We start from the raw sequence: 11,925 nt of genomic DNA, 5'->3' as shown, positions 1-11,925 counted from the left end.
AACAAAAACTGGGAGGAATGTCACCGGTTGAATACCGGATCAATTCCTCCCAGAAAATAGCATAACCATCTTCCAATTTTAGGGGTTCAGGTCATTGATCTTTTTTTATTTATCTAATCACAACTTCAATAATTGTTTCGTATGGTGCTCCTTGACCTTCAGCACTGTACTTGTTGTAACCAAAAGCTACACCAATTCCAACATTTTTAGTGTTCTTTAATAATAGAGACTTTTTATCAATAGGGTTCGGTGCTAAATAGAATTGTGAAGAATTTTTACTTGCTGATTTAGCACTTCTTCTAGAATAATCCCAAGTTCTAGAATCAGCTTCATGAATGTTTTTAACATTCTTATACTTCATTTGCTTTGCAGTATCTTTGAAATATGCACGAATCTTTTTACTAGTAATATGTCTATCAGAACCACCTAATACATAGGCCATTTTCTTATCAGCAACTCGTTGAGGTAACTTATCCAATGCTTTACTGTAATGTAATGGCTTTAGATGGTGCTTAGCACGAAACTTATTAATACGACTTAAAACGTCAGCCTTAAGTTCCTTAACGTAACTACTTGAAACTTGATCTTTCTTTGCAGCAGATGCATGTGTAGTGCTAGCAAGGACTGGAACAAACAGTAATACAGCTGCAATAGCAGCAATAACTAATTTCTTGAATTTCATATTTATATCTCCCTCTCCTCAAAATTCAACTAATTATACCACAAATTATTATAAACATATTATTTTATTATCATATGTTTATTATTTTTATGAGGAGATGCCTGCCATGCCAAATGATGAAGAAATCAAACCAAGTTCCTACAAGGAATACCTTTCTTATCTTGTCTTCTACAACGGAGATCTTACTGATACCCTAATAAATGATTTAGAGGAACATTTTGAATTATATTATGCCTATGATATCAAGGATTCAAAAGAAGAATTAGACACTGACGACTTCCAAACGGTTTACAAAAAAGTCTCTGATGGTAAGTATGAAGAGATTAGCGATAAAGAATATAAAAAGGCAGCATTTAAAATCTATGACATCATCCCCGGGTGCATCTATGATTGGATGGTCGATTTTTTCTTCTATGAAAATGATAATGTCGAGGAATCTAATCAAACGTTACTAAATAATTTCCCGGAAATTAAAGAAGCCCACATGGAAAGAGCTTGGTATAGTGAAACCTACAATACAATCCGTGAGCATCAACTATTTGATATGAAAGATTTTCCAAAACTATAAAAAAGAAGCCGTAATGGCTTCTTTTTTATTGGATATGTTTAATCAACCTAATCATGTTAGACTCCACCAATGAATTCGGACTACTTCCGATTTCATCAATTGGCACATTTCTGTCGTACTCTTGATAATAATTAACCCACTTAGCATCGATTTCACCATTTTGACCAAAACGTAATGGGGTTAAGTGAAAAACATTCTCTAGTTCAAAATCATATGTAACTATTTGTGAACAGTAAAAACTATCATAGTGATTTAAAAAAAGATTATTATAAGGCTTTCCAATCACCTTTTTAGCACGATTAATTACTACATCACTATCAATATCTTTAGTAACTCGATACAAGTCGATTCTTTGATTTTCTCGATTGGATAAAAATTCGTCCAAACTCTGTTTAAGTACTCCGCGATTATGAACAGCATGAATCACATAAGCGTTTCCATGATCAACATACACGATTGCCACATGTGAATAGTAATGTTTAATCGCAGTTGTATTAGCAATTAAGTTAGAAAAATCATCTTTTTTTGGTTCAATCAGTAATAAATCAGAATTTTTCATAGTTAAATTCTTTCTTTTTTTTAATTTTTGAATGTTAAAATTTTTGGTAGTTTTATGATGACTGATATTAATAGAAGGAAGTGAAAAAAGATTCGTAAAGATGTTGTTGCAGGTGGGTTTCAACTCATCGGATCATTTATTAACCTATTCACATTTACATACATAGCTTTACCATTAATTATTGGGGATAACACCAATCAGCACACCATTTTGTTAGGAGTGCTGATTACATTTATCAACTTATTTCAGATTATTTTTACTTTTATTTCAGCCAATAAGAAGAAGCTATTATTAGCTTCTTTCACCATCTTACTGATAGAAGTCTTTATAATCGGACTAGCAAGTCAGTTCCCATTTAATGAGACAATTATCGTATCACTTTCCACAATTATATTAGCAATTCAGATTACAATAAATGTTTGAATAAAAAGAGCCAATAATGTCTCTTTTTTTAATACAATCGATTAAAGTAATCCACATAATATTGATTATTTTTCAATCTAATCTTAGTCACCGATGTATTGTCTGGTTCAATTACTGACATCGGATCATTTTGCTGTTTTAATGCTACTATCATGGCTGCCTTTACGGTGAAACCATGTGAAATCACCACAAATTTCCCGTTAGGATTTTTATGAGCAATTTCTTCCATAAATTCACTCACCCGACTGGTAACGTCTTCAAAAGTTTCCCCATCAGCGAGAACAGCATAACTTGGTAATACATCTTTTAACTCATCATCAAACACTTCAGGATATGTCTTCATCAATTCTGCATTAGATTGACCATCCCACTTACCATATGAAATTTCTAGCAAACGTTCGTCTTTTTCAATTGGTAAGTCCACACCAGCATTTAAGTAATCCGCTGTATCCAAAGTTCTTTGAAGTGGACTAACATAAATTTTATCAGCAAAACTAATATCAAAATGATCATGCAAATAATGTGCCTGTTGCTTTCCTATATCAGATAAATATGTAATTTCAGAATTAATCGTCCCCTGCTTTAACCCCTGTTGATTGGCGAATGTTTTACCGTGGCGAACAAAATAAAACTCAGTCAAAATCAAACTCTCCTTTCGATGAAACACGTAGATTTTGATTTATTATAACATTTTTGTTTGCAAGTTATTATATGTATGTTAGAATTTGGTTAAATTAAAGGAGGAGGTAATTAAAATGTTAAGAAATGCAAATATTAATAATTTAATTGTCTCTTCCTGGTCTACACATACATTTATGTAGGCCTATTTATACGAAACTTGTGCCCTGCATAGATGGTTAACATTTTGTGGGGCCATAAAGACAATACACTTGTAATAGTGGCCCCACAGAACTGTCTCTGTGGGGCTTTTTTATTTCGTTTAATCTATTTTTGGGAGTGATAATTGTGACTGTATATAATTTTTCAGCTGGTCCTGCAGTAATGCCGAAACCAGTTATTGAGCAAATCCAACGTGAATTGCCATCGTTTGAAGATAGTGGCATGAGTATTTTAGAGATTTCACACCGTAGCACCCTGTTTGAAAATGTATTAAATGATGCTAAGCAAAACATCAAGGAACTAATGCATGTTCCTGATAACTATCATATTCTTTTCTACCAAGGAGGTGGGACTGGTCAGTTTGCCGCTGTTCCGTTGAACTTAGCTAACCACAGAGAAAATATTGCCTTTCTAGACAGTGGCCATTGGAACAAGAAGGCCTATCAAGAAGCAGAACAACTAGGTTATGGAATCGATGTCATCAAAGATGATGATCAACTTCCATATCCAAGCAATAATTTTGAAGAGAAACTTTATGATTACTTGCATGTAACCGTCAACAACACGATTGAAGGCTCTACATATCATCCCGATCATTTACCAAATGTCAAAGATATTCCATTAGTTGGTGACATGTCATCCAACTTCATGGTTGAAAAATATGATGTAAACGACTTTGGCCTTATCTTTGCGGGTGCACAAAAGAACTTGGCTCCAGCTGGTCTAACCATCGTTATCGTAAGAGACGACCTAATTAATCCAGGCAAACATATTCCAACGATTCTAAACTACGAAGCATATACCAAGAAGAATTCAATGTTCAACACTCCACCAGTCTTCCCTATCTATGCTGCGAAACTAACCACCCAATGGTTATTGGACAACGGTGGAATTGCTGAAATGGAAAAACGCGATATTAAAAAAAGCAGTATGCTATACGACTATCTTGATCAATCAAAACTATTCCATAACAACGTCAAAAAAGATGAACGCTCATACACCAACATCGTCTTCACTACCAATGACGATGACTTAGACGCACAATTCGTCGACTTTGCGGCCGACAACGACCTTTTCAGTCTAAAGGGGCACAGAAGTATCGGTGGACTTCGTGCTAGCCTATACAACGCAATGCCGCTCGAAGGTGTTGAAAAACTAATTGATGTCCTAACTAAATTCGAACAAACTCGGGGGTAATAATTATGTATAACGTTAAAACTTTTAATGCAATCTCACAGGATGGTTTAGATAAATTCAGTGACAAATACCAGATTAACCAAAGCGACAATCCAGACGCATACCTAATTCGCTCTGCCAACATGTTAGACGCTGACTTCCCTGAAAACCTAAAGGTGATTGTCAGAGCCGGTGCTGGTTTTAATAACCTTCCCATCGATCGATTATCTGAATTAGGCATCGCCGCCTTCAACACTCCTGGAAGTAACGCCAATGCCGTTAAGGAAGTTGTCTTATCAATGATCATCGCTTCTGTCCGTCACCTCTTCCCCGTAGCAAACTTCTCAGCCAATAATTTACACGCTGACATTTCAAAAATGAAGAAGATTGATCCGCGTTTCAAAGGAACCGAAATCAGAGATAAAACATTAGCCGTGATTGGTTTAGGTCATGTCGGTTCACTGGTTGCCAACGCCGCCAACGACTTAGGCATGGATGTTGTCGGATATGACCCCTACCTATCATCAGACGCTGCATGGCGCATCGAAAGTGATATCACACGTGCTAACACCCTAGAAGACGCAATTAAAGATGCCGATATTGTAACAGTACACGTACCTAAGAACGATGAAACTACTGACCTAATCGACGCAAACACAATCAAGCAAATGAAACCTGGCATAAGCATCCTAAACTACGCTCGTCTAGGCATCGTCAATAACCAAGCAGTCGTTGATGCTTTGGACGAGGGAAAGATTGCTTCATACATTACTGACTTTGGTGATGACGTCTTAATGAACCGCGAAGACGTTGTCATCACCCCACACATTGGTGGATCAACTGTCGAAGCCGAAGGAAACGGTGCTGTCAGAGGGGCCAAGATCATCCAGCGTTATCTAGAAACTGGTAACCTATCACAATCATTGAATCTACCAAACATGAATGTTTCAATGCACTCACCTTATCGAATCACTTTGATTCATAAGAATATCCCAAACATGGTTGGTCAAATCGCCACTAGAGCTGCTGAAAATAACTTTAACATTAACCAAATGAGTAACGGCGCTAAAGATGAAATGGCCTATACTATGGTTGATTTTTGCGACGAACCAACCAATAAACTATTAAATGATTTACAATCCATTAATGAAGTCATTCGAGTTCGCGTTATCAAAAGAAAATAAAAAGGAGCTCTTTGAGCTCCTTTTTATCTGTACTTAGTATCAGCTGATAAGATAACAATGTTTACTTGAACGGTGTAATTAGTTCTAATCACTCTTAGACCAATTCCGTAGTATCTTAGGCCATTTCCTTCATTACCTAATAGTTGCGTCTTGTGGCTATCACCAGATGCACCGTCGTCAGTAATCATTTCGTTAAAATAATTAACGTAATCTGTTATGTGGTAGTAGTTCTTGTCTAAGGTGGCGTAACCATTAGATTCATAGATGTCATTTTGATTCTTAACTATCTTCATTCTTTGTCCATCTAAGATAGCAGCTTCTTGACGATGGCGTTTTCCATCTCTAGTAGTGTAGTGAGATGCTTCCCCCATTGTTGGATCGACATAGTTGGCTCTTTCTTGAGCCACCTTGTTTAATCCATTGCTAGAAATCCATGATCCATTATCAGTCTTTTTTCTTTGTCCTTGAACAAAGTTAATGAACTTAGCCCTGATTCGTGACTTAATTTGACTGTCGGATAGTTGAGTTAATTGTCGACTATCCAAATCAGATGAATCATTTATACGTGGTGTAAGTGTATATTTAGATTTGGTAGTAATCTTTCTCTTCACAACATATAAATCGGAGGATTTCATCCAGCCTGATTTTGTTCCATTCGCGCTTTGGACAAGTTTATATGTAGTCTTCTTAACTTTAGCAGATTTCTTTTCGTATAGTGATTCTTTTCCGAAATATTTTTTAGCGGATTTAGTTTTAATCTTTTTAATTTTTTGTGTGTCGTATAATTTAGCATCTTTCTTTAAGCTAACCTGTGTATCGCTTGATGCATTAGCATGTGTTACATTTGTCATTATTAGTTCTGATGAAATAATTCCTACAATCATCACCATTTTTAAAAGTTTTCTCAGTGGTAAAATTTTCCTATCCTCTCTTCATTTCTTAATTTTTTCTTAAGATTACTAACAAATTATATAATGTTTCATAAGATTAAGAAAGATGTAAGATGGTTAATTTTTTATTAAGCAAATTAGTATTTTTTATACATTTATTATATAAACATTCGCACAGATAACAGTTTAATAATGATTATCATTATTTTTTAGACATTTTTCTAATGAAAAAGTTTAAATTTTTTATCAAATTTTCTGCAAAAAAAAGACATCGTGTCTAAACAATGTCTTTTTATTTACTAAATTCCACGTTGGTAAATCCAGCCGATTAACTTACCTTCGTAATAGCATTTGTAGTAATAAGTCTTCCAACCATCTTTAATTGCGCGACCAGTAATGTGGACAGTTTTCCCAGCAAACTCTTTTGCTGTTCCAGTTGTCTTGAAATCAGCGAAATGACTTTGTGTTACATGGTTGTAAAATGTATAGTTACTATTTAATTTAACTTTTTTATACATGTTAACTTTAGAATAACTAATGTGTGGACCTAATCCATTTTGGTTGATCCAACCTAATAACTTACCATTTTCGTATGCACGATAATAAGTACGACCATTTACGGTTGCCTTTAAATCTACCGTAACATTCTTACCATGGAATGTACGACCGTAGTGGGTTCTGTGAAGTTCACTAAAGTAGTTGTTTCCAGGAACATGGTTATAGAAGTTATACTTAGCCGCTGTTTTCACAGTCAATGTCTTGTTTTCCTTTGTGTATTTCACATTGGATTTTGGCTTACTTGGTTTGTTATTGTTACTGTTATTTGTTGAATCAATAAACCAAGAACTATTTTTTTGTGTTAACACACTAGCATCAACATATTGGTTCAATGCTGGGGAATAGAAATGATCTGTGTATTGCCATAAAACATGTTCTCTTTGTGGTTCATTTGTTTGATAAGCGGCTAACCAATAACCATCATATGAACTAACGGCTTCAGCTGCATGAGAAGTCATGAAACTTTGGTATGAGTAGAAAAGAATCTTTCTATTACCAACTAGTGGTCTCAAGGCATCAACCCATGCTTTGGTAGCCGCATTAGTTCCACCTGACTTAACAGTTTGTTGTTCATAATCGTTAACATAGAATCTAGCTTCTGGAGCACGATTGTATAATGTCTTTGCTTCGCTAGCTGCATCTGAAGGACTGGTGTACTGACTAAATGAATATACTCCGTATGGAACACCATACTTCTTCATTAAAGCAACGTTGTGGGCAAAGGTCTTATCATGGTAGGCACTACCGAATTGAACACGAAGAATTACGAAAGGTACTTCGTTCTTCAACGTCTTCACTTGACTATCAGTGAAGTTACCTTGCCATTCAGATAAATCGTAAACGTTGTTGGATACGGCATTACTCCTCACAGAAGTGACAGAAATACATAGAAATCCAATCAACGCAACCCCAAAACTCATCAATAAATACTTTAGTTTATACATACTCTCATCCTTTAACAATTATGATTATCTCTATTGTACAATCTAAATATTGCGAGAATGATATACACAAGTTACAATTTTCCCCAATTTCTTTACAAATTATTAAATGTTTGGTTACAAATTGTAAAATTTTTAATCTTGACATTTTTCAAAACAATAAAAAAACGCCCATATTAGGCGTCTTTCTACTTAACATTTAAGATGATTTTACCGGTATTTTGTTTTTCACGCATACATGTTAAAGCTTGTGCTGATTCAGATAAATCAAATTCATTGCTTACATATAGTTTAATTTTATCATCCGCTAACAAATCATACACGTCATTGCTAAAATCATTAATCAATTGGGCTTTATACTCGCTACTTCTGGATGAAAGCAAAGTTCCAGTAATGGTGATCCTCTTCCCAATAATGTCCATGATATTAACGTCTTTGATTTCACTTCCACCAAGATTACCAATTAGGATGATTTGTCCGTCCATTGCAACTGACTTAATGTTTTGTTGATAATAACTGGCACCAATGAAGTCCAAGATTAAGTCGGCACCGTGACCATCGGTAATTCTTTGTACCTCTTCTGCAAAGTCGCTATTGCGGTAATCAATTGCGTAATCAGCACCATATTCTAAACAAATATCGGTCTTCTTGGTACTAGAAGTTGTAATGACGGTAGCCTTGGTAAGTTGCTTAACCAATTGAATTGCAGCAGTTCCTACACCACTAGCTCCCGCATGAATTAAGACAGTTTGATTATCATGCAGATTTCCGATGGTAAATAGCGTTTGATAAGCGGTTAGAAAACTCTCTGGAATCGTGGCCGCTTTCTTGTAATCAATGTTGGCTGGAATTGGCATTAATCGTTCTGCCGGAACTGCGATGTATTCAGCATATCCACCGTTATCTATCAATCCCATTACGCGAGTTCCTACATTATACTTAGTATTATTTCCGTCAACGACTTCACCAGCCATTTCCAAACCTAAAATTGTATCGTCTGGTTTAACCTGTTGATCCGCCCATAACAAATCAACATGGTTCAATCCGACTGCATGAATTTTAACTAAAACATCCCCCTCTTTTAGTTCTGGCATGGGGGCATCAACCAATGAATTCAATTTTTTTGCGCTGGCAATATTAACCACTTTCATATATATAAACCTCACTCTTTTATTTTCATTTAAGATAGACAATGTGTCTAATTGCTGTGATTGCTAGTTTCTAACAAAATATATTAGCTACTTTTAACCCAACAATTAAATTATGATTATTTCATTTAATATTTCTAATAATATATCTTATACTTTGTTACTAAACTTTTAGTTAACGATGTCGCCGTATCGTGCTATTATCGAGTTGAAGCTGATAACTTGATACACCTTTTCAACTCAGCTTGTTATCTTAACTTACAAACTAACTCTACATAAAAAGTGCGGCTCAATAACCGCACTTTTTTATTTTAGTGGACCATCAATAAATTGAGCGACTCCATTTCCAAAACTCCAGTCCTCATCGGTATTGGTAGTTAAGTTAATCATTAAGTCGCTCTTCTTGATACCTAGCTTGTCTTCCAGTTGTTCAGCCAAGTCGTGGTAGAATTTCAACTTTTGTTCCTTAGTTCTTGGTCTAGTGGTAAGACTAAATACGACAACGTCGTTAGTACGATCAAAACCTAGTCCGGTATCTAAAATATTCATTTCAAAATCTTCATGTTGAGTTAGAATTTGATATCTATCTCCGTCTGGAGCACCGAAGCAGTCTAACATGACATGGTAGGAAATATCCATTAGTTGCTTTAAGTAATCTCGGTCGTGGCCCTTGATTATGTCAATATTCATTTTTGGCATTTTTCGTTCTCCTTACATAAAATAAGTATTTGATGGATTTATTATCCAATATTTACATATCTAATGCAATCAATATGCTTTTTTGTCTTTGCCCTACTTTTATATTGTAATTGATGTCAAAATAGTGGTAATATTTAAATGTGAAAATAGTTAATATGATAGAACTATAAATACGGATGAGTAATTGATGAATCTTAGCAGCGAGTTAAGGATAGTGAGAGCTTAATAATACTTTCATCAATGAATAACACCTATTTGTTTTCGTTTTGAATCTTTAGTAGAAACGAACGCGCATCAATGCGTTATTTGATTGAGTGGCCTAGTTATAGGCACTTTAGGTGGTACCGCGGAACTTTCGTCCTAATTTTTGGGCGAAAGTTTTTTATTTACCGCTATTTATAGTTTACGGAAAGGCGTGAATCACATGACACAACTAAGTGTTAAGGATCTATATACTAAAGATCTAGAAGACAACACAACAGTTTCTCTTGAAGGTTCAATTAAGACCATTCGTGGTTCAAAAAACATTAGTTTTATCGAATTAAACGATGGTTCTTGCTTCAAGAGCGCTCAAATTATCGTTAAAAAGAGTAACGAAAACTTTGAACAAATCAGTAAGCTTCCAATCGCTTCAACAATCACCGTTGAAGGTGCCTTTGTGAAGACTCCAGATGCTCCTCAACCTTTTGAAGTGCACGGAGAAAAAGTAGAACTAGTTGGTCGTTCAGACTCTGACTATCCTCTACAAAAGAAAAAGACTTCTTACGAATTCCTACGTACTATCGCTCACTTGCGTCCACGTACTAATACTTTCTACTCAGTATTTAGAATTCGTTCACTAGCTGCATTTGCAGTTCACGAATACCTACAACACAATGACTTCGTTTACGTTAACACACCAATCATCACAAGTAGTGATACTGAAGGTGCCGGTGAAATGTTTAGAGTTACAACTATGGACATGGATAACCTTCCAAAGGATGACCAAGGTCACGTAGACAACTCAAAAGACTTCTTCAAGACTGAAACTAACCTAACTGTTAGTGGTCAACTTCCAGAAGAAGCATTCACCATGGCATTCAAGAATGTATACACTTTTGGTCCTACTTTTAGAGCTGAAAACTCACACACTCCTCGTCATGCTTCAGAATTCTGGATGATTGAACCAGACATGGCATACACTCGCCTACCAGGTATGATGGATGTCGCTGAAGGTTTACTAAAATATGTTATCAACTACGTTTTAGATCATGCTAAAGACGAACTAGAATTCCTAGATGAAAATGTTAAACCAGGTCTAATCGAAAAATTACAAAAGACTGCTAGTGAAGATTTTGCTCGTGTAACCTACACTGATGCTGTGAAATTACTTCAAGATGCAGATGTTGAATTTAAAGTTCCGGTTGAATGGGGAATTGATTTACAATCTGAACACGAAAGATACTTGTGTGAAGATGTTTACAAGCGCCCTACTTTCTTAACTGATTACCCAAGAGATATCAAAGCATTCTACATGCGCGATAACGATGATGGTAAAACTGTTGCCGCTGCTGACTGTTTAGTACCAGGTATCGGTGAAATTGTTGGTGGTAGTGAACGTGAAGAACGTTACGACGTTTTAAACGACAAAATCAAAGAATTTGATTTAAATCCAGAAGAATATGACTGGTACGAAGACCTACGTAAGTACGGTGAAATCAAGCATTCCGGTTTCGGTATTGGTTTCGAACGTCTAGTTATGTACGTTACTGGTATGGAAAACATTAGAGATGTTATCCCATTCCCACGTGAACCAGGTAGCGCTAAATTCTAATACATTTTAAAAAAGACAAGCAGATTATTCTGCCTGTCTTTTTATTTTGCCATCGGGATTAATCTCAAAGATGCCTAAATCACCCTCGTTACCTACTTTGATTTCTTCTTTTGAAATTGCTTGGACAATGAATAATAAGTCATCGACATCAAAGCCACGTGGCACCATGATTAGTTGATCATCTTCTTTGGCTAAGTGTTTTGCCAGTGTCTTTTCGGCATCAACAAAGGTTTCAACATTGGATGATTGATTAACTAAATTCGTGTCTGGAAAGAAGTAACCAAACTCACCACGGAACTTAACTTTGATAAGATTTTTATGGCGTTCTAAAACTGTAATTACTCTACCCATTATTTTTCCTTCAATCATTTATAATATTTCTAATTATACCGATAATTCTAAATAGTTTAAAAAAATTCCCCTTAAAAAATAAACCTTAAAAAT

General features: G+C 35.4%; 12 protein-coding genes and 1 other annotated feature. Of the genes, 4 read left to right on the top strand and 8 right to left on the bottom strand.

What is annotated here, in order from left to right:
• Positions 1-109 precede the first annotated feature (109 nt).
• Positions 110-682, bottom strand: coding sequence for a CAP domain-containing protein (locus RZ79_RS02230; protein ID WP_054449797.1), 573 nt, complete (start codon positions 680-682; stop codon positions 110-112).
• A gap of 106 nt (positions 683-788) precedes the next feature.
• Here RZ79_RS02230 and RZ79_RS02225 point away from each other — a divergent pair, with 106 nt between their 5' ends.
• Positions 789-1,250: a hypothetical protein gene (locus RZ79_RS02225; RefSeq protein ID WP_054449796.1), complete on the top strand. Its 462-nt coding sequence runs from the start codon at positions 789-791 to the stop codon at positions 1,248-1,250.
• Positions 1,251-1,275: 25 nt separating this feature from the next.
• Here RZ79_RS02225 and RZ79_RS02220 read toward each other — a convergent pair whose 3' ends face one another.
• Positions 1,276-1,809, bottom strand: coding sequence for a YiiX/YebB-like N1pC/P60 family cysteine hydrolase (locus RZ79_RS02220; protein ID WP_054449795.1), 534 nt, complete (start codon positions 1,807-1,809; stop codon positions 1,276-1,278).
• 451 nt (positions 1,810-2,260) lie between these two features.
• A complete protein-coding gene (locus RZ79_RS02215) occupies positions 2,261-2,872 on the bottom strand; it encodes a histidine phosphatase family protein (protein WP_054449794.1) in 612 nt (203 codons plus the stop codon).
• 326 nt (positions 2,873-3,198) lie between these two features.
• Between RZ79_RS02215 and serC the strand changes: the two genes are divergently transcribed.
• Together serC and RZ79_RS02205 are read left to right on the top strand one after the other, a co-directional pair.
• A complete protein-coding gene (gene serC, locus RZ79_RS02210) occupies positions 3,199-4,269 on the top strand; it encodes a 3-phosphoserine/phosphohydroxythreonine transaminase (RefSeq protein WP_054449793.1) in 1,071 nt (356 codons plus the stop codon).
• Between the two features lie 5 nt (positions 4,270-4,274).
• Complete coding sequence (locus RZ79_RS02205) at positions 4,275-5,432, top strand: 3-phosphoglycerate dehydrogenase family protein (RefSeq protein WP_054449792.1); 1,158 nt, start codon at positions 4,275-4,277, stop codon at positions 5,430-5,432.
• A gap of 23 nt (positions 5,433-5,455) precedes the next feature.
• Here RZ79_RS02205 and RZ79_RS02200 read toward each other — a convergent pair whose 3' ends face one another.
• The 4 genes from RZ79_RS02200 to RZ79_RS02185 all read right to left on the bottom strand — a co-directional run bounded on the left by RZ79_RS02200 (position 5,456) and on the right by RZ79_RS02185 (position 9,668).
• Positions 5,456-6,322 (bottom strand): hypothetical protein, encoded by an 867-nt coding sequence (locus RZ79_RS02200; protein WP_054449791.1) that lies wholly within the window; start codon positions 6,320-6,322, stop codon positions 5,456-5,458.
• Between the two features lie 299 nt (positions 6,323-6,621).
• Complete coding sequence (locus RZ79_RS02195) at positions 6,622-7,824, bottom strand: GH25 family lysozyme (protein ID WP_054449790.1); 1,203 nt, start codon at positions 7,822-7,824, stop codon at positions 6,622-6,624.
• 185 nt (positions 7,825-8,009) lie between these two features.
• Positions 8,010-8,972 (bottom strand): NAD(P)H-quinone oxidoreductase, encoded by a 963-nt coding sequence (locus tag RZ79_RS02190; RefSeq protein ID WP_054449789.1) that lies wholly within the window; start codon positions 8,970-8,972, stop codon positions 8,010-8,012.
• Between the two features lie 303 nt (positions 8,973-9,275).
• Positions 9,276-9,668, bottom strand: a complete 393-nt coding sequence (locus RZ79_RS02185; protein ID WP_054449788.1) for a tautomerase family protein — start codon at positions 9,666-9,668, stop codon at positions 9,276-9,278.
• Positions 9,669-9,825: 157 nt separating this feature from the next.
• Positions 9,826-10,034 (top strand) — a binding site (T-box leader).
• Between the two features lie 58 nt (positions 10,035-10,092).
• Here RZ79_RS02185 and asnS point away from each other — a divergent pair.
• Entirely contained in the window at positions 10,093-11,481 is a 1,389-nt protein-coding gene (asnS, locus tag RZ79_RS02180; RefSeq protein ID WP_053791592.1) for an asparagine--tRNA ligase, read from the top strand.
• A 24-nt stretch (positions 11,482-11,505) separates the two neighbouring features.
• Here the strand turns inward: asnS and RZ79_RS02175 are convergent, their stop codons facing one another.
• Complete coding sequence (locus RZ79_RS02175; protein WP_054449787.1) at positions 11,506-11,832, bottom strand: hypothetical protein; 327 nt, start codon at positions 11,830-11,832, stop codon at positions 11,506-11,508.
• Positions 11,833-11,925: the final 93 nt, after the last annotated feature.

This window comes from Apilactobacillus kunkeei DSM 12361 = ATCC 700308, from assembly GCF_001281265.1.
Lineage (GTDB): Bacteria > Bacillota > Bacilli > Lactobacillales > Lactobacillaceae > Apilactobacillus > Apilactobacillus kunkeei.
This window is presented reverse-complemented; position numbering and strand designations above follow the sequence as displayed.